Annotated in this window: 11 protein-coding genes and 1 pseudogene; 7 read left to right on the forward strand and 5 right to left on the reverse strand. The window is 64.4% G+C overall.

From position 1 onward, the window contains the following. Nucleotides 1–149: 149 nt before the first annotated feature. Nucleotides 150–674, reverse strand: a pseudogene (locus BE0216_RS12295) (ATP-binding cassette domain-containing protein); the annotation flags it as partial. 392 nt (nucleotides 675–1,066) lie between these two features. On the opposite strand from BE0216_RS12295, the gene BE0216_RS09210 reads away from it, so the two are divergent. Together BE0216_RS09210 and BE0216_RS09215 are read left to right on the forward strand one after the other, a co-directional pair. Beyond that, nucleotides 1,067–2,914, forward strand: coding sequence for an ABC transporter ATP-binding protein (locus BE0216_RS09210; protein WP_169714282.1), 1,848 nt, complete (start codon nucleotides 1,067–1,069; stop codon nucleotides 2,912–2,914). A gap of 21 nt (nucleotides 2,915–2,935) precedes the next feature. Then, nucleotides 2,936–4,741, forward strand: coding sequence for an ABC transporter ATP-binding protein (locus BE0216_RS09215; RefSeq protein ID WP_094637230.1), 1,806 nt, complete (start codon nucleotides 2,936–2,938; stop codon nucleotides 4,739–4,741). Nucleotides 4,742–4,931: 190 nt separating this feature from the next. On the opposite strand, the gene BE0216_RS09220 is transcribed toward BE0216_RS09215, so the two are convergent. Then, nucleotides 4,932–5,951: a LacI family DNA-binding transcriptional regulator gene (locus BE0216_RS09220; RefSeq protein WP_094637231.1), complete on the reverse strand. Its 1,020-nt coding sequence runs from the start codon at nucleotides 5,949–5,951 to the stop codon at nucleotides 4,932–4,934. A 434-nt stretch (nucleotides 5,952–6,385) separates the two neighbouring features. On the opposite strand from BE0216_RS09220, the gene BE0216_RS09225 reads away from it, so the two are divergent. After that, nucleotides 6,386–7,354 carry a family 43 glycosylhydrolase gene (locus BE0216_RS09225; protein WP_094637232.1) on the forward strand — a complete coding sequence of 323 codons (969 nt, stop codon included), beginning with the start codon at nucleotides 6,386–6,388 and terminating at the stop codon, nucleotides 7,352–7,354. Between the two features lie 306 nt (nucleotides 7,355–7,660). Next, nucleotides 7,661–8,410 (forward strand): hypothetical protein, encoded by a 750-nt coding sequence (locus BE0216_RS09230; protein ID WP_094637233.1) that lies wholly within the window; start codon nucleotides 7,661–7,663, stop codon nucleotides 8,408–8,410. Nucleotides 8,411–8,533: 123 nt separating this feature from the next. Here the strand turns inward: BE0216_RS09230 and BE0216_RS12015 are convergent, their stop codons facing one another. Further along, entirely contained in the window at nucleotides 8,534–9,913 is a 1,380-nt protein-coding gene (locus tag BE0216_RS12015; RefSeq protein ID WP_226805759.1) for a LacI family DNA-binding transcriptional regulator, read from the reverse strand. Nucleotides 9,914–10,333: 420 nt separating this feature from the next. Here BE0216_RS12015 and BE0216_RS09240 point away from each other — a divergent pair, with 420 nt between their 5' ends. From BE0216_RS09240 to BE0216_RS09250, 3 genes are all read left to right on the forward strand, one after another. Then, the gene (locus BE0216_RS09240) at nucleotides 10,334–11,704 is read left to right on the forward strand and encodes a glycoside hydrolase family 27 protein (protein ID WP_094637234.1); all 1,371 of its coding nucleotides are present in this window, start codon (nucleotides 10,334–10,336) and stop codon (nucleotides 11,702–11,704) included. A 178-nt stretch (nucleotides 11,705–11,882) separates the two neighbouring features. Continuing rightward, nucleotides 11,883–14,459, forward strand: coding sequence for an alpha-L-arabinofuranosidase C-terminal domain-containing protein (locus tag BE0216_RS09245; protein WP_226805761.1), 2,577 nt, complete (start codon nucleotides 11,883–11,885; stop codon nucleotides 14,457–14,459). Nucleotides 14,460–14,484: 25 nt separating this feature from the next. Then, nucleotides 14,485–16,287, forward strand: a complete 1,803-nt coding sequence (locus tag BE0216_RS09250) for an MFS transporter (protein ID WP_226805762.1) — start codon at nucleotides 14,485–14,487, stop codon at nucleotides 16,285–16,287. A gap of 206 nt (nucleotides 16,288–16,493) precedes the next feature. Here BE0216_RS09250 and ilvN read toward each other — a convergent pair whose 3' ends face one another. Both ilvN and BE0216_RS09265 read right to left on the reverse strand, forming a co-directional pair. After that, complete coding sequence (gene ilvN, locus BE0216_RS09260) at nucleotides 16,494–17,048, reverse strand: acetolactate synthase small subunit (protein ID WP_072723426.1); 555 nt, start codon at nucleotides 17,046–17,048, stop codon at nucleotides 16,494–16,496. A 25-nt stretch (nucleotides 17,049–17,073) separates the two neighbouring features. Then, entirely contained in the window at nucleotides 17,074–19,002 is a 1,929-nt protein-coding gene (locus tag BE0216_RS09265) for an acetolactate synthase large subunit (protein WP_094637235.1), read from the reverse strand. Nucleotides 19,003–19,017 lie beyond the last annotated feature (15 nt).

The raw sequence follows: 19,017 nt of genomic DNA on the forward strand, positions 1-19,017 counted from the left end.
TGCGTGACGAGCAGCAGCGCGCCGGAGCCGGCGGACCAGCGGCGCTTCAGATGTTCGGCCAGCCAGTGGATCGTCACCACATCCAAATGGTTGGTGGGCTCGTCAAGCGCGAGGATGTCCCAATCCTTGAGCAGCAGCCGGGCCAGGTCGGCGCGTCGGCGTTGGCCGCCGGAGAGCGAGCCGACCTTCGCGTCGAGGCTGATGCCGCCGAGCAGCGCCTGCACGATTTCGCGCGAGGTGGTGTCGGACGCCCATTCGTAGTCCTCGCGGTTCTCCAGCGCGGCCTGGCGCACCGTGGCATCGTCGTCGAGCGGATCGCGCTGGTCGAGCATGCCGAAGGTGAGACCGCCGCGTTTGGTCACGCGTCCGGAATCCGGCTCCTGCGTGCCGTTGAACAGGTGCAGCAGCGTGGATTTGCCGTCGCCGTTGCGGCCCACGATGCCGATGCGGTCGCCTTCGAACACGCCCTGCGTCACATCGGTGAAGATGGTTTTGGTGGCGAAGGCGAGCGAAACGTGTTCCAGTCCAATATCGTAAGTCGGCATAAGGCACCAATCTAGCGCCTGCGGCCTACCGGCCGCCATGCGGAGCCGTGTTCCGGGCCGTTGTTCGACGGTTGCGGCCCGATTATGGTACAACGTTTGCCTAAACTGTGAAAAAGCAGAAGGAACCATATGTTGACATATGCCCAATATCGGCGTATTCAAGCCGAACACGCCGTGAAATCAAGGGCTTGCGATCGGGTATCGTCCGCATAAAATAAACCGAGTTCACAAGGTGAAAAAACCTTCAAGGAACAACGATAAATTCACATCGCGGGCGTTACCGAGGCGCGCTGAGGCGGCACGGTCGCGATCCCGCGGGGACAGGGGTGATGCTGGCGTACGCGCCTCGAGCGAAGACGAGTCGACTCGCGTGAATGCGATGTCGTCGCAGCGGTCCACCACACCCAAAGGCCACGGGACGTCGATGCCGTCGACGGCCGAAACGTCAGCCACCATCAGTTCCCAACAGCACACACGACCATACAATCCGCACAGAGAAGATATGAGGGGTTATCCTCGTTATGTACGTCGATCCGAACCGTAACCAAAACGCCAGCAACATCCGCTGGATCCTGCCATACTGCAAACCCGACTGGCCGCGCGTGGCCGGCTCAGTCGTGCTGTTCATCGTCAACAACGCCATGGCGCTGTCCATTCCGCTGATCACCGGCATGATCGTCGACCGGGTGATCGTGCAGGGGCATGTCGACGAGCTCACCCGCCTGTGCGTGCTGATGGTCGTCATGACCTTGGTGCGCGTCGCCTCACGTTACGGCTATGTGATGTGGATGGAGCGCTTCGGGCAGAACTCCGTGTACCGGCTCGTCTCGGACGAATACGAGAAGCTGCACAAGCTCGACTTCACCTACTTCAACCACACGCGCACCGGCGACATCATGAGCCGCATGACCTCCGACACCGACGCGATCCGCCACGCCCTGAGCTGGGTGACCTATCAGGTGCTCGACTGCGTGGTCATGTTCATCGGCGCGCTCGCCGTCATGTTCGCCATCGACTGGCGGCTCGCCCTCGCGCTCGCCTGCATCACCCCCTTCCTGTTCCTGCTCACGCGCGGCCTGTCGAGCCACGCGCGACCGCTGTTCTTCGCCATCCGCAACTCGCTGGCCGAACTCAACTCCATGGTCGAGGAGAATATCGAAGGCAACCGCGTGGTCAAGGCCTTCGTGCGCGAGGAATACGAGACCGAGAAATTCGACGAGCGCAACGACGACTACATGCAGCGCAACATGGCGCAGGCCTACAACACCCGTCGCTATATGCCCTGGCTCGACGGCCTCGGCTTCTCGCTGCAGCTCATCACCCTGGGGCTGGGCGGCTTCCTGGTGATCCGAGGCTATATGACCCTCGGCAATCTGGTGAGCTTCAACTCCTTCCTGTGGATGATCGACGGCCCGGTGCGCCAGTCCGGCTGGCTGATCAACGATTGGCAGCGGTTCAACGCCTCCTGCATCAAAATCCGCAGGCTGCTCACCGCCAAACCGCGCATTGTGGAGAAGGACGGTGCCGAAGACACAGTCAAGCAGGCCGTGGCCATCGCCGAGCAGGTCGGCGTGGCCCATCCGCCGACCTCCGACCGTATCAGCGGCGAGATCCGCTTCGACCACGTGAGCTTCGCCTTCCCCGACGACCCCCAAACGCCGATCCTCAAGGACGTCGACTTCCGCATCCCCGCGGGCGGCAAACTGGGCATCCTCGGCGAGACCGGATCGGGCAAATCCACGTTGGTCAACCTCATCTCGCGCTTCTACGATCCGACCGTCGGCCATGTGATGATCGACGGCATCGACGCGCGCGACTGGCCGCTGACCACGTTGCGCTCGCAAGTGTGCATCGTCGCGCAGGACACCTTCCTGTTCTCCGACACCATCGGCGGCAATATCGCGTTCGGCGCGGGCAGCGACCGTGACGAGTGCTTCATCCGCCGGATGGCGCAGATCGCCGGCGCCGACCAGTTCATCACCTCGATGCCCGAAGGCTACGACACGGTGGTGGGCGAGCGCGGCGTGGGCCTGTCCGGCGGGCAGAAGCAGCGTCTGTCGCTGGCCCGCGCGCTGGCGGACGACCCGGCGATCCTCATCATGGACGACACCACGTCGGCCGTCGATATGGAGACCGAAGCGGAAATCCAGCGCCGCCTGCAGGAGATGGACAGCCGCAAGACGATCATCACCATCGCGCACCGCATCTCATCGGTGAAGGACGCTGACCTGATCCTGGTGCTGGAACGCGGCCAAGTGGTCGAACGCGGCACGCACGAGGAGCTGGTCAAGGCGCACGGCCGGTATTGGGACATCTATCACAAACAACTCGGCCTGCAATCCGGCCGTTCGCAAGGCTACGGCGAATAAGAGAGAGGAGGACGCACTTCCATGGCGCAACGCAACACATTCCGTGAGGACGAGGAACTCGAGGAGCAGATCAACCTGCACGACATCCTGCGCGTCGGCGGGTATCTCAAACCGTATCTTGGCCGCGTGGCCCGCATCCTCATCGTCGTCGTGTCGATGAGCGGCATTCTGGTCACCGTGCCCTACCTGACCAAAATCATGATCGACGAGGCGATTCCGAACGAGGACCTGGGACTGCTGGGTCTGCTCGCCGGTCTGCTCGCCGTGCTGATCGTGGTCTACGAGCTGTGCCTGCGCTACCGCACGGTGGAGATCACGCGCGTGGGGCAGATGATGCTCAAGGACATGCGACGCGACATCTTCACGCATATCCAGACGCTGCCGTTCAGCTACTTCGACTCGCGTCCGCACGGCAAGATCCTGATCCGCGTGGTCAACTATGTGAACACGCTGTCCGACACGCTTTCGTCCGGTCTGATCAACGTGATCTCCGACGTGTTCACCTTCCTGCTCACGCTGGTGATCATGTTCGCGGTCGACTGGCGGCTCGCGTTGTGGAGCCTGGTGCTGTTCCCCGCGCTCATCATCTGGGTGCGCGTGCTGCAGTATTTCCAGCGGCGCGCCTACCAGCGGCTGTCGAACAAGCAGTCGAATCTCAACGCGTACATCCATGAGTCGATCGCCGGCGTGAAAACCACGCAGACCTTCGCGCAGGAGCGCGCGCAGTTCGACACCTTCCAGCAGCAGCAAAGCGAGGTGCGTACCGCGTGGATGAAGGCCGTGCACATCCAGTTCCTTATGTGGCCGGGCGTGCAGACCATCTCCGTGATGACGATCGCGCTGATCTATTTCGTGGGCATCACGGGATTCGCCGGCGTGGACGTGACCACGGGCGTGCTCATCGCGTTCGTTGGCTACGCGAACAACTTCTGGAACCCGGTCATCAACATCGGCAACTTCTACAACCAGCTCATCACCTGCTCCGCCTATCTGGAGCGCATCTTCGAGACGCTGGACGTGGTGCCCGAGATCGAGAACAAGCCGGGGGCCGCCGACCTGCCGCAGGTGCGCGGCGCGGTCGACTTCAACGATGTGGTGTTCCGTTACGAGGAGGGCGGCCGCAACATCCTCAATCTGGTGGACTTCCATGTCTCGCCGGGGCGTACGGTCGCGCTGGTGGGGCCGACGGGCGCGGGCAAGACGACGATCATCTCGCTGCTGTCGCGCTTCTACGACGTGTCGGAGGGGTCGGTGACGATCGACGGCTACGACGTGCGCGACGTGACGCTTGAATCGCTGCGCCGGCAGATGGGCGTGATGCTGCAGGACACGTTCATCTTCTCGGGCGATGTGCGCGAGAACATCCGCTACGGCAAGCTCGATGCCACCGACGATCAGATCGAGGCTGCGGCCCGGGCCGTGCACGCGCACGAGTTCATCATGGAGCTGCCCGACGGCTACGACACCGTGGTGGAGGAGCGGGGCTCGACGCTCTCCGCCGGGCAACGACAGCTCATCGCCTTCGCTCGCGTGCTGCTCGCCGACCCGCGGATTCTGATCCTCGACGAGGCGACGTCGAATATCGACACGCGCACCGAGGAGGCGCTGCAGGCCGGGCTCGCCGCGCTGCTGAAGGGGCGCACGAGCTTCATCATCGCGCACCGGTTGTCGACCATTGAGAACGCGGACGAGATTTTCTACATCGACCACGGGCAGATCGTCGAGCATGGCGCGCATAAGACGCTATTGGACGAGCGTGGCGCGTATTGGCGGCTGTATGAGTCGCAGTATGCGATGATCACGGCCGGCGTCGGGCGTGGTGCGTAGGGGGCTTCGCACGGACCTCGCCCCATCTCGGTCCCGTGCGACTTTTTCTTACATGAATCGCACAGGTCGTGTGTGATTCAAAACGGGAGGAAGGGCTGATTTCCAAGGAAATCCGCCCTTCCGTGTGCGTTTGGCGGTCGAAACAGGGTCGCACGGGCATGGCGGCCGCCCGTATCCGTGCGACCCGCCTCTACCGTCGGGTCGACTCGCGGGCGACCAGCCTATAGTCGGCGGTAAGCGTGCGGGTGGGGGCGTCCCCGCCGTCGATGCGGTCGAGCAGCAGTCCCACCGCTTTGCGCGCCAGATCCTCCATGTCGGTGGCGATGGTGGAGAGCGAGGGGATGTAGTAGTCGCATTCGTTGATGCCGTCGAATCCGATGACGGCGGCATCCTGCGGCACGTGGATGCCCCTGTCCGCCAAGCCGCGGATGAATCCAAGTGCGATCGAATCGGTCATGCAGAACACTCCGTCAAAGGGTGTGCCCGCGTCGACGACGTTATGGGCGAGTTTGCGTGCCGCGCCGTTCTGCCATTGTTCAGGGCGGAGGAATTGCGTGGGGTCCGGAGTGATTCCCAAGTTCTCGAACGCGTTGAGACATCCGATAAGGCGGCGTCCAGAAACAGACATGGCGGCGCGATCCTCGGCCAGCATGTCGTAAGAGGCGCCGACGACCAGAATGCGTCGGCATCCGACTTCGATCAGATGGCGGATGGCGGCTTCGGAACCGGATTCGCAAGGGGTGGCCACCGAATCGAACACCGGGTCGGGGGAGATGTCGTCGAGCAACACTACCGGTTTACCTCCGGACAGGTCGCGAATCTCTTCGTCGGAAACCTTACCGGGGCTGAAAATCGTGCCGTCGCACAGTTGGCTCGTCACCTTCTGCAGAATCGCGATTTCGCTTTCTTTGGAATTGGAGGTCTCCTGGACGATGGCTTCGAGCCCGTGGCGGGCGACCTCGCGGGAGATGGCGGCGCTCATTTCGGAGGGGTATGGGAAGTCGAGTTCGAAAATCGCCACGCCGATAAGCCCGCTGCGCCCTGAGCGCAGTGATCGGGCGGAGAGATTGGTGGTGTATTGCAACGCGCGCGCCGCTTGAAGCACGCGGTCCGTGGTTGCGGGGGCGATGCGTGGGTCGCCGCGCAGTGCGTAGGATGCGGTGGCGCGCGACACGCCTGCCGCCTTGGCGACATCGCTCATCGTGACCATGCTGCGCTCCTTGGATATTGCAATAGTTGCGTTGCTATTGGGCTTCGCTGGGAATATCCCTTTCCTGGGTCTAGTGTACCCCGATGATTTGACACGATTCAATTCAATGGTGTATAACGGTGTCCACCACCTGTTGAATCGTGTCAAAACAAGAATTCAGCGGGAAATACATGGCGATGCAGCCATGAAACGACCACAGGGGCATAGCGGCCTCGATAAAGGAGGAGTCATGAGGATCACGAAGACGATGAAGGCCGTCCTCGGCGCGGTTTCTGCCAGAAGCGGATCGTCTCCGGTCTTGTCGGGCTGATGGCTGGCATGGAACGCCAGTCCTCCCATGGTCGAGGCCGCGGCGGAGCATGTTCTCCTTTCGCTCCGCCTGCGACCTGATAACAAGCTACGCCCGCGGGTGCGGGCATGAGAAAGGCATTACAATGACCAACGCTTTTGAACCTTCCGTCGTGCGCGTCGCGGAGCGTGAGCTGCTTCCGCACCGCGTGAACGACGCGACGTTGCCGACCAATCCGTTGCATCGCTACTGCGCGGATCCGAATCTCGCGATTTTCGATGGACGCTATTTCCTCTACTGCACCGACGACGGCGTCGACGATTGGGGGACCACCGCGTTTAGCGTGTACGTCTCCGACGATCTGGCCACTTGGGAGCGCTATCCGGCGCTCGACCTGCGCGACGTGCCATGGTGGGACGGCGAGAACGGCGCGTGGGCACCGTCCGTCGTGCGATCATCCCAAGGCAAGTATGTGTTCCTGTTTGTCGCGGGCGGACAGATCGGCGCGGCCGTGACGGACACCCCGTACGGCCCGTTCGTCCCCCAGCCGCAGCCGCTGGTGCGTAAGGGCACATTCGACTGCCATACCATTGATCCCGGCGCGTTCGTCGATGACGATGGCAGTCGGTACTTCCTCTGGGGTAACGGCCGGGCGTGGATGGCCCCATTCTCCGACGATTGCCTGTCGTTCGATGAGACGCGGGCCTGGTCGTGGATTCCCGGCGATTTTCGCGAGGCCATCTGGATTCACCGCCGTAACGGCACGTACTACGCTTCGTGGAGCGAAAACGACACGCGCGATCCGGAATACTGCGTCAAATACGCGATGTCGGATTCCCTGCATGGGCCGTGGAGCGAGCCGCGCACACTGCTGGAGCAGGACCCCGAGCATCACTTGTATGGTACCGGACACCACAATATCGTGAACATCCCTGGCACCGACGAATGGATCATCGCCTACCATCGATTCGCCTACCATCCTGGCGGGCGTTGGTCGGGCGGCGACGGATGCCATCGTGAGGTGGTGTTCGCTCCCCTGACCCACAACACCGACGGCACGCTGGAGCAGGTGCGTCCGGCCGTGGGGTCATATGTGCGGTCGTTGACCTTCTGAGTCCGGCGCGGCCGTCGGCTGGGCGGCGACTGGGGCCATCGGGCGAGAGAAGCGCACGGACTTCGCACAGACCCTGCCCCAACCCGGTCCCGTGCGACTTTTCCTTACATGAATCGCACAGGTCGTGTGCGTTCCGTAAGAAGCAAAAGGGCGGATTTCCAAGGAAATTCGCCTTTTTTGTGTGCGTTTGGGGCCGACGGGAGGGTCGCACGAACGCACGAGACCAAGGCATTCGTGCGACCCGCTCCCAGCCAGCGATGGTGCGGACGATGTACACTGTCAGCGCGAGCATATAAGGAGGTCCGTGTGACGGCAGACGACAGCAACCATAAAGGTGGGGTGGTGTTCACGCAGGAGCAGCAGGACGCCATCGCCGCTCTCGCCTCGGAGAACAAATACGCGAAGCAGTCGAAATGGAAAACGCTGCGTGAGCTTCCGCCTAAGGACCGTTGGCCCTTCTTCCGCCAGAATTTCCTGGTGGAGACGGGACTGGTGTTGGTGGTCGTGGCGTTTGTCGTGGCGCTTGTCGTCACCATGGTGACGCGTGGGCCCGATGCGGAGCTCACGGTCGTGCGGCTCAACGCCGGCGAGTCCTACGCGCAGCCGATGTCGGAGCTGAAAACCGGCTTCATCGAGCGCGCGGGCATCGAGGACGAGCGGATCGCGCAGTTCGACGGTTCCTACGACATCACCGAGGACGGAAACATCTACACCGACGATTCCGCCGGTCTGCTCACCCGTATCAGCGCGGGGGACATCAATGTGCTGATCACCACCGAAGAGACGTTGACATTGGTGGAGACGCGTGGATACGCCTCGTCTCTGTCGGAGAAGCTCGAGTCCTCGCAGCTGGAGGCGGTGGCCGACGCCCTGGTCGATGTCGACGGCGAGCCGGTGACCGACGCGTCGCAGGCGTTCGCGCTCGACCTGAGCAAGTCGGCCACGTGGACGTCGCTGGACGGCGCGCCCGACGACGCCTATCTGGTCATCTCCAATGTGGAGGATGAGACGCATCTGACCCGCATGCGCGAGTTGGTTGATTATCTGTTTGAGTGAGGTCGCACGGAGCGGTTGCGCGGTATCGCTCGTGCGACTTTTCCTTACATGAATCGCACAGCCCGTGTGCGTTGCGTGGATGACATAATGGCGGATTTCCAAGGAAGTCCGCCATTCGTATGTTCATTTGAGGTTGATGGATGGGTCGCACGCGTGGGAGCGCCGGCCTCCGTCGTGCGATAACAGGCTTGTGGACTCGCGCTCGACGAGCCGATATCCGATGGTGAGCTGCGCGGGAGGTTCGTCCGTTTCGCCGCTGGCCCGGCGTTCGATGCGTCGGACGAGCAGGTCGAGCGCGAAGCGGGAGAGTTGGTCGAGGTCGACTTGGATGGTGCTCAGGCTGGGGGTCGCGTATGCGCCGGCGCTGGCCCCGTCGAAGCCGATCACCTTCACATCGCGCGGCACGTCGAGTCCGAGATTGTTCAGGCCGCGGATCACCGCGAAGGCGACGCAGTCGTTCGCGCAGAACACCCCATCGAACGGAATCGGCGCGGTCTCCTCGGCAACGTTCGTCCGTTCCGCGGTGTGCGGGTCATTCTGTGCGGTGGTGGTTTGCCTCGCGTTCGCCGTGGTGCGTCGGTCGGTCTGCGCAGCGGCGGACTGACCAGCACCCGCCGCTGTCTGGTTGCCGATCTGCACGGATTGTGGGTGGCCCCCGCGGTCGTACACATGCGTTCCGGTGGTTGTCTGGTTGCCGATCCGCGCGGGGCGGGGGTCTTGGTTCGCGGTCTCCGATGTCGTGCCGTAGGCCGCCAGAATATGACGTGCGATGCGCTCTCCGGCGGCGATGCCGTCGTCGATCCCGTAGGCGTGGAAGACCGTGGGCTCGTCGTAGGGCAGTCCGGCGTCGAGCAGCGCGCCGCTGGCGCCGCGCAGACGCAAGGCTCCGGAACTTTGCGCCTGCGCGAGTTCGCCGCGCTCCATGTAGGTTTCGCCGACGAGCGCGACGCGTTGGCATCCGCGGTCGATCAGATGGCGCACGGCGGCGCGCGCCCCCTCCTCGTTGGGGAAGTTCACCTGGTCGGTGGTGGGCTGGATTTCACATGAGTCGATCAGCACGAAGGGGCGACCGTGGGTCATGCTGTCGATTGGGGCGTCCGGGTTCAGTCCGGAGGCATGCAGGATCTCCCCGTCGAAGAGTTGGTCGGAGAAGGGGGAGGATTGCAGCGCCTGTTTGGCCGCGTCCGGCGAATATCGCGTCTGTTCGAGGAAGGGGGTGAGTCCGCGCGCGGTGGTGTGCGCGCTGAGCGACTGCACGAGTTTGGAATAGAAAGGCGAGTCGTATTCGTTCACGACGATGTGGATGATGTTGCTGCGGCCGGATTTGAGCATGCTCGCGGTGAGATTGATGCGGTAGTCGAGTTTTTTCGCGGCCGCGACCACCTTGAGCCGCGTGGACTCCTTGACGCCGGGCTTGCCGTGCAGCGCGTTCGACGCGGTCATGGGGGACACTCCCGCCGCTCGCGCCACATCGCGTAATGTCGGGGTGCTGCCTGTGCCCATGACTCCTCCTTGGGTGCGTCTGACGGCCGATACCGCATATCGTACGCATATCACGACCTTCAGCTGTGCGTCTTCTTGTCGGGTGCGCCTGACTGCCGGCTCCGGACCGCGATATGTCCGCATGATATGGATAGGTTTATTTAACGATATTGTCTTGCTGAACAAAATGCAAACTGAGGTAAAATCATTGTAATTCAGCGAAATAACAGGCAACTCTCCGATAGGCGGATTCCGTTTGCGAAGTGATGATGTTGCTTTAGAATATGTAACGGTACATATTTGTGTGGGGCCATTCCACACGGATCGGAACGGGCCGGACGGCCGCCGCCCGACATCGGCGGCCTCGCGACGCGGCCGGCGTGCGGCGAAGGACGGAAAGGAATCGATATGAGCGGGCATCTCAAGGCAAGTCGCCCACCGATGGGCTGGAACAGCTGGGATTCATACGGCACCACGCTGAACGAGCAGGAGCTGCTCGCCAACGCGCGTTTCATGGCCGAGCATCTGCTCGCCGCCGGATGGGACACGCTGGTCGTGGACATCGACTGGTACGATCCGACCGCCCGCGCGCACGGCTACAACGAGAACGCGCCGCTGGTGCTCGACGAATACGGCCGTCAGCTGCCCGACCCGGAGCGTTTCCCGAGCGCGGCGAACGGCGCGGGCTTCAAGCCGATCGCCGACGCCGTGCACGCGCTGGGACTGAAATTCGGCGCGCATATGATGCGCGGCATCCCACGCCTCGCCGTCGAACGCGACCTGCCCGTCAAAGGCACCGCATACACCGCGCGCGACGTGGCCGACCTCGACCACGTGTGCAAATGGAACCCCGACAACTACGGGCTCAACCAATCCCACCCCGGCGCGCAGGCTTGGTATGACGCGCAGATCGACCAATTCGCCGAATGGGGGCTCGAGTTCCTCAAAGTCGACGACATGCAGACCCCGTTCCATTCCGAGGAGATCGCCGCCTACCGGCGCGCCATCGCCAAAGCCGAGGCCGCGCACGGCCGCGCCATCAGCCTTTCGCTCTCGCCCGGCGGCTGGGTGAGCACCGGCTACGTCGACTTCCTGCGCGAGAACGCCCAGATGTGGCGCATCTCCGACGACCTGTGGGACCGTTGGGAGGATATCCTCCAACAGTTCGCTCGCCTCGCCCGTTGGGCCCCGTTCCAGACCGCCGGCCACTGGGCCGACGCCGACATGCTGCCTTTGGGACATATCGGCCTGCGCGCCGAACGCGGGGACGACCGCGACTGCCGTCTGACCCCGGACGAGCGCCGCACCCTGCTCGCCCTATGGTGCATGGGACGCTCGCCGCTGATGGTGGGCGGCGACCTGCCCACCAGCACGCCCGAAACCATCGCCCTGCTCGCCAACCCGGCCCTGCGCGAGGTGACCGCGGGCTCGGCCGACAACCACGAAACCGTGCGCGAACGCATCTTCGCCCGCTGGGACGACGAGAACAGCTATCGCGGCGAACTCATCGTCTGGGCCGCCGACGCCGCCGACTGGGCCGACGGCACGCCATCCGCCCATCCGAACGGCCGGTACGCGGCCCTGTTCTGGACCGGTGACGACGACTACGAGCTCGGCGGCAACATCGAACTGCAATCCATCGTCGGCATCGACGGACGCGACGATCCGTGGACCCTCACCGATCTGTTCGCCGGCGTGGCCGACGGCGCGGCTCCGGCCGACGTGCGCATCGAAGGCGAAGGGGCGGACCGGGTGGTCGCCGGCACGATCCCCTCCCACGGCGCGCTGTGGATCGCGCTCGACCGTCGCTGAGCATCCATCGCAATCAAGGGCGGCCGCGCCGGCGCTCGGTACAGCGTGGGCGTGCGTCGTTTCGCTCGGCATGACGCGGACAGGTGCCGTGTCATTCGGCGTGACGGCTCTTCGCTTCCGTCATTCCGAGCGCAGCGCAGCGGAGTCAAGGAATCCCACAACCCAAAAAAGGAACATCATGACAAACGAACGACTCACCGCCGCCCTCGACAAGGCGGGCGTACGGAAAATCAGCACCGACCTGTGGGGCATCTTCTTCGAGGACATCAGCCATTCCGCCGACGGCGGCCTGGCCAGCGAACTCGTGCAGAACGGCGCCTTCGAATACAACCGCGCCGACAGCCGCGACTGGAGCAGCTACACCGCCTGGCGCAAAATCGTGCCGGAAGGATCCTTCGCCGCGTTCGGCGTCGGCGTCGACGATCCGGTGGCAAACGAGAACCCGCGCTACGCCGTGGTCGAGGTGCGCGACGCCCCGGCCTCGCTGGAGAACGTCGGCTTCGACGGCATGGTCTTCCGCGCCGGCGAAACCTACCGATGCTCTCTGTGGGCTCGCACGCGCGGCGGAACCGACGCGATGCCCATCGACATCGCCCTGATCGGCGACTGGGGCGAAACGTTGGCCCGGTCGCGGGTTACGGCCGAAACGCGGCAGTGGTGCCAGCTCGCCGTCGACCTCACCGTCGCGGCCGACGGAACCGCATCGTACGATGCGGCCGATGACGACGGCGAAACGCGCGGCGGAACCGACGGCATCGCCCGCGAATCATACGCTTGCGCCAGTGCCGCGGACGATTCCGCGCAGGACGCGCCTTCGGGCAAGCCGAACGCTCCGGACGACCCGGCCAATCCAGCCAATCCAGCCGCCCCGGCCTACTCGTCCAACCTGACCAATCCGGTCAATCCGGTCGGCCCGGCCAACCCGCCGACCGTCGCGCGCCAGGGCATGCTGCGCTTCACTTTCACCCAACCGGGCGAACTCGACCTCGACTTCATCTCGCTGGAACCGGCCGCCACAACCCAAGGCCTGACGGCCCACATGCGCCCCGATCTGGTCCAGGCGCTCGCCGAACTCAAGCCGCGGTTCATGCGCTTCCCCGGCGGCTGCATCACCCACGGCCTGGGCATGGAGAACATGTACCACTGGGACCGCACCATCGGCGCCGTTGAGCATCGCCCGCACAACTTCAACACGTGGGGCTACCACCAGAGCTTCCGCATAGGCTACTACGAATACCTGTGCCTGTGCGAGGCGATCGGCGCGAAACCCCTGCCCGTGCTGCCCGCGGCCGTCAGCTGCCAGAACACCAGCCAAGGCCCCGTGCCCATCGCCGAACGCGACATGCCCACCTACATCGACGAGGTGCTCGCGCTGGTCGAATTCTGCAACGGCGACGCCGACACCCCATGGGGCGCGCGCCGCGCCGAACTCGGCCATCCCGAACCCTTCGGGCTGGAATATCTGGGCATCGGCAACGAGGACCTCATCGACCCCGTGTTCAAAGACCGCTTCCAGCGCATCTTCGACGCGGTGAAGGCCGCGTACCCCGAAATCGTCGTGGTCGGCACCGTCGGTCCCGCTCCTGAAGGGCAGGATTACGAACTCGGCTGGGCCTACGCGCGCGAGGCCGGCATCCCGGTCGTCGACGAACACTCCTACCAGTCGCCGAGCTGGTGGTTCCACAATCTGCACCACTACGACGACGCCGACCGCGGCGGCCCGAAGGTGTACCTCGGCGAATACGGCTCATGGGGCACCCAGCTCATCAACGGCCTGTCGGAAGCCGCGTTCATGAGCCATATGGAACTCAACGGCGACGTGGTGTCGATGGCCTCCTACGCGCCGCTGTTCGCCAAAAACGGCCACGAAAGCTGGAATCCCGACCTCATCTACTTCGACAACGAGCGCGTCTACCGCACCATCAGCTATTGGGTGCAGCGGATGTTCGCCACCACCACCTGCGACGTCGCCTATCCGGTGGCGCTCGACGGGCCCGCCACGCTGACCCGCGAACTGCCGGAGAACATCGGCCTGCGCATCCTCGGCGGCGCGCACGCCGACATCCGCGATCTCAGCATCGAAACGGCGGACGGCGAAACCATCGCCCTGCCCGACGTCCACTACCTGGGCAACGGCCCCGTCGACACCACGCTGGCGGCAAGCGGCGAAAGCTACACGCTGCGCGCGCGGGTCACGTATTGGGAAGGCATGTGGGGCGTGCAGTTCGCGATGGGCGACGTGAACGGCCCCAACCACAACATCGTCTCGCTCGGGCGCGGGCACAGCGTGCAGGTGGTGCGCGACGGCAGCGGGTACGCGCTCGCCGGCACGGAGGTGTCGATGGACGCCGTGCGCCCCGGCACCACGTGGGACGTGCGCGTCGAAGTCGCCGACCGCGGCGCTCGTATGCGTCTGTTCATCGACGGCGAGCTGATCGCGGACGGGCGCGAGGATCCGGCCGAGCCGCGCCGCACCGTCACCGTCGCGCAGGATACGGCCGCTGGCATGACGTATGTGCGTGTGGTCAACGCGATGCCCGAGTCGGTTCAGGTGGATCTGACGCAGGTGTGCGATGGGCTGGGACTTGCGCCCGAACGGCGTGCGCACGCGAAGGCCGTCGTGCTTGCCGGTGACGACGAATACGCCGGGCGTGTGGGGCAGGAGGCGCCGTACGCGCCGCAGTCCGTGCGGATCGATTTGGCGGGCGGCACGTACGAGGCTCCCGCATGGTCGTTCACGGTTATTACGCTGTGAGCGCGAACCTTATGCAAGCGGAAGCATGACCGGAAGCACAATCGAAAGCGGGGTTGGGCGCGTGAGTGAAAGCGGTGGCGAACCCGCGGACGGCGGCGCGGCTGAGGCGGCGGGCGCATGTATGGGGCGGCGTCCCTTGCCTGGTCCCGCGGTCGAGTCCGACGGGCGGGTCGTGCCTGGTCCCGTGAATGAGTTCGACGGGCGGGCCGTGTCTGATTCCGCGGTCGAGTCCGACGACCCGACGGTCGATCCCACAGCCGACCCCGTCAATCCGCCGGTCGATCCCATGCCAGGCCAGCGGTCCGCCGGCGAAAGCGAGGCCCTGCGCGAGGCGGTCGCCGCATCCGACAAACGGCGCATCACCCTGCGCGAAGCCATCGGTTTCGGCATCGGCGACTGTTTCGGAGGCGGACAGCTCGCGCTGGGCACCACCTATCTGGCGCTGTTCTGGAACCGATTCGGCGGCATGTCGATCACCACGGCCCAGGGCATCATCGGCGCGTGCGCCATCGTCAGCGCGTTCGCGGCGCTGGTGTTCGGCGTGCTCGACGACAATCTCTACCGTTTTCCGATCGGCCTGCGCTTCGGCCGCCGCCGCTTCCTGCTCGCCCTGCTTTCGCCATTGGTGCTGATCGGCGTGTTCCTGTGGATTCCGGGACTGCCGGTCGGCGTGTATGCGGTGGCATACGCGCTGTGGACAATGCTTCCGCAGGCGTTCCAGGCCTGCTACAACCCGCTTCCCGGCGAGATGGCGCAGGATTTTGACGAACGCACGAAGCTGTCGACCACGCGTCTGTTCATCGCCACCGGAACCGGCACGCTGATTCCATTGGCCGGCAGCGCGACGTTGGCGGTGTTCGGCGAGTGGCGCCCGGTCGGCTATATGATCTTCGCCATCGGCTTTACCGTCTGGTTCTCGCTGTCCCTGTTCCTGTGCTGGCGTGCCACTTGGGAGATGACGCCGGAGGAGGCGGGCTTCGGAGCGTGGGCGCGCGGCGAGGTCCCGCGCCGTCGCGTGGGGTTGCTTGGCTGGCTGCGACGCTTGGGCAAAGTGTTGGGGGAGTATGCCTCGACGTTGCGCATCGCCGAATTCCGCCGGCACCTGTCCATCTACCTGCTGGTGCAGCTGGCGATGGATGTGTTCGGGCAGACCTTCGTGTTCTTCGTGATCTACGATTGGAACCGCACCGCCGCCTTCGCCTCGCTGCTGCTGGGATGCGGCGTGATCTCGCTGCCGCTGATGCCTCTGTTCGGCTGGCTGCTTTCCGCCATCGGGCCCCGTCGCCTGTATGCGGTGAATTTCATCGGGTGTCTTGCGGGGGTGGGTTGGATGTTCGCGGCCTGGCGGTTGGTGGACGTGCTGCCCTCCACGGCGTGGACGGTGTTCGCGGTGGCCGGTGTGGTGGTGTTCTTCGTGTTCAAATCGCTCTGCGGATATCTGCCCTGGTCGGTGTTCCCGTTCATCGCGGATATCGACCAGTTGGTCACCGGACGCTACCGTTCCGCCACCTTCTCCGGCATCCAATCCTGCCTGCGCCAGTTGGGCTCCGGTATTGTGGTGATCGCGGTGGGGGCGATACTCGGCTGGGTGGGGTTCGACTCCACGCTGGATACGCAGTCCGAAATGGCGCGCGATGGTTTGGGCGCGGTGCTGCTTGGATGGTTCGCCATCGCCATGGTGCTCGCTTGGGTTATTTCGTCGCAGCTGACGATCGACCGCGAGACGAATCTGCTGGTGTTGCGTGAGATCGACCGCTTGCGTGCGGGCGGCCGTAAGGAGGATGCGGACGAGGAGACGCGTCGGACCATTGAGCGGCTGATTGGATGAGTTCGCACGGAGGCGCGTATCTCGTGCGGTCGTGTGACTTTTTCTTACATGAATCGCACGGGTGATGTTCGGTGAGTGAAATGTAAAATGGCGGATTTCCAAGGAAATCCGCCATTACTATGTTCATTTGGGGTGGTGGTGAGGGTCGCACGCGGAGGCTATGTCCGCCCGTCCGTGCGTTTTGTTTCACGATAAGCCCACTGGGCTTATCGTCCCGTGATCTCCGACCCCAGCACCTTCTCGCTCAGCGCCCGCGGGCCGCGCGTGACGGCCACGGAGCCGGAACGCACCAGCTCAATTACGCCGTAATGCTCCAACAGTCCCAGCAGCGCGTCGATTTTGCCCTCCGCGCCAGTCGCCTCGATGGTCAGTGACTCGGGATGCACATCGACCACGTTCACGCGGAACAGACGCACGATCTCCAGCACGTCCGAACGGTTCGACTCGTCCGCCGCGACCTTGATGAGCACCAGCTCGCGGTCCACGGTGGTGGCGGCGTCCAGTTCGACGATTTTGAGCACATGCAGCAGCTTGTTGAGCTGCTTGATGATCTGCTCCAGCGGCACGGTGTCCACATCGGCGGTCACGGTGATGCGGGAGATGTCCGGACGCTCGGTGGGGGAGACGGACAGCGAGTTGATGTTGAACGCACGGCGCGCGAACAGACCCGCCACACGGGCGAGCACGCCGGGACGGTTCTCCACCAGCACCGACAGGGTGTGGCGCTGGGAGCCGGGTTGGGATGCGGGATAGTTGGCCATATCGTTTCTCCTTACACGCTGGATCTCACACCGAGGCGGCGCCGGACACCTGGGCCGCGTCATCCGCGCCCTGGGAGGAGGCGCGACGCAGCGGCTTGGTTCCGGGACGGTAGGTGACTTCGTCGTTGGGCGCGCCGGCGGCGACCATCGGCCACACCATCGCGTCCTTCCATACGCGGAAGTCGATCAGCACCGGACGGTCGTTGATCTCGTTGGCGCGCTTGATCGCCTCGATCGCCTGCTCTTCGGTGAAGGCGCGCAATCCCACGCAACCGTACGCCTCGGCGAGCTTGACGAAATCGGGCACGTCGACGAAATCCTCGGGAGCGGTGTCTTTCGTGGCCTCGCCGTCGCGCAGCATCGTGGCCGAGTAATGCTTGTTGTAGAACAGGGTCTGCCACTGGCGCACCATGCCGTACACGGAATTGTTGAGGATGGCGATTTTCACGGGCGCGCCGTCGAGGAACGCGGTCGCCAGCTCTTCGGAGCTCATCTGGAACGATCCGTCGCCGTCGATCAGCCACACCGGCTTGCGTCCCTCGAAGTCGCGCTGCGAGCCGAGCGAGGCGCCGATGGCCGCGGGCAGACCGTAGCCCATCGTGCCCAGACCGCCGGAGGAGATCCACGAGCGCGGCCGTGTGAAGTCCACCAGCTGCGAGGCCCACATCTGATGCTGGCCCACGCCGGCCACCCAGATCGTTTCGGGATCGGCCATGTCGGAGAGCTGCCTGACCACCCACTGCGGCGCAAGCGATCCGTCGGTCGGCTGGTCCTCGGGCTGGTCGTAGTCGATGGGGTAGTCCTCGCGCAGCTTGTTGAGCGAAGCCCACCAGTGGGTCAGGTCCGGCTTGCCGTGGATCGCCTGGGCGCGCTCGATCTCGGGGATGAGATCCTTGAGCACGCAGGCCACATCGCCCACGATCGGCACGTCGGCCACGCGGTTCTTGCCGATTTCGGCCGGGTCGATATCGATGTGGATGACGCGTGCCGTGGGTGCGAACGACGCCAGATCGCCGGTGACGCGGTCGTCGAACCGCGCGCCAATCGCCACCAGTAGGTCGGATCGCTGGGCCGCACCGGTCGCCGCCACCGCGCCGTGCATGCCCAGCATGCCGAGGTTGGCGGGATCGGAGTCCGGCATGATGCCGCGGGCCTGCAACGTGGTGACCACGGGCGCGCCGGTGACGCGCGCGAGCTCGGCGATCTCCGCCTGGGCACCGGAACGCACCGCTCCGCCGCCCACATACAGCACCGGGCGGTACGACTGCGAGAACATCTTCGCCGCGTCGGCGAGCACGCGGCCGTGCGCCTTCGTGGTGGGATTGTATCCGGGCAGGATCATGCGCTGCGGCCATGAGAAGTACATGTCGCCGGTCTGCGCGGTTTTGGTCAGATCGACCACCACGGGGCCGGGGCGGCCGGTGGCGGCGATGTGGAAGGCCTCGGTGAGCACGCGGGGGATGTCCTGCGCGCGCGTGACCAGATACGAATGCTTGACCACCGGGTAGGTGATGCCGACGATATCGGCCTCCTGGAAGGCGTCGGTGCCGATCGCGCCCACACCCACCTGGCCGGTGATGACGACCATCGGCACGGAATCCATATTCGCGTCGGCGATGGCGGTGACCACGTTCGTGGCACCCGGGCCGGAGGTGACGAGGCACACGCCCACACGGCCGGTGGAGATCGCGTAGCCCTCGGCCGCGTGGCCGGCCGCCTGCTCGTGACGCACCAGCACGAAACGGAACTTCGTGCTGTCCTTGATCTCGTCGTACACCGGCAGGATGGCGCCGCCGGGCAGGCCGAACACATCCTTGACGCCCAGCTCCTCCAGGGACCGTACCAGCGCCTGCGCGCCGGTCATCTTCTCACCGTTGACGATGGTCTGCTTATCGTTGCCCGCAGGTGTTTTGGGCACGCTGCTGAATGCCTGAAGCGGCGTAGGTAATGCCATGGTTCCTCTCACACT

It is taken from the genome of Bifidobacterium eulemuris (genome assembly GCF_014898155.1).
Taxonomy (GTDB): domain Bacteria; phylum Actinomycetota; class Actinomycetes; order Actinomycetales; family Bifidobacteriaceae; genus Bifidobacterium; species Bifidobacterium eulemuris.

Coding starts and splice junctions, on each gene's coding strand:
- BE0216_RS09210 (WP_169714282.1), top strand. CDS start 1,067: ATGTACGTCGATCCGAACCGTAACCAAAACGCCAGCAACATCCGCTGG.
- BE0216_RS09215 (WP_094637230.1), top strand. CDS start 2,936: ATGGCGCAACGCAACACATTCCGTGAGGACGAGGAACTCGAGGAGCAG.
- BE0216_RS09220 (WP_094637231.1), bottom strand. CDS start 5,951: ATGGTCACGATGAGCGATGTCGCCAAGGCGGCAGGCGTGTCGCGCGCC.
- BE0216_RS09225 (WP_094637232.1), top strand. CDS start 6,386: ATGACCAACGCTTTTGAACCTTCCGTCGTGCGCGTCGCGGAGCGTGAG.
- BE0216_RS12015 (WP_226805759.1), bottom strand. CDS start 9,913: ATGGGCACAGGCAGCACCCCGACATTACGCGATGTGGCGCGAGCGGCG.
- BE0216_RS09240 (WP_094637234.1), top strand. CDS start 10,334: ATGGGCTGGAACAGCTGGGATTCATACGGCACCACGCTGAACGAGCAG.
- BE0216_RS09245 (WP_226805761.1), top strand. CDS start 11,883: ATGACAAACGAACGACTCACCGCCGCCCTCGACAAGGCGGGCGTACGG.
- BE0216_RS09250 (WP_226805762.1), top strand. CDS start 14,485: ATGACCGGAAGCACAATCGAAAGCGGGGTTGGGCGCGTGAGTGAAAGC.
- ilvN (WP_072723426.1), bottom strand. CDS start 17,048: ATGGCCAACTATCCCGCATCCCAACCCGGCTCCCAGCGCCACACCCTG.
- BE0216_RS09265 (WP_094637235.1), bottom strand. CDS start 19,002: ATGGCATTACCTACGCCGCTTCAGGCATTCAGCAGCGTGCCCAAAACA.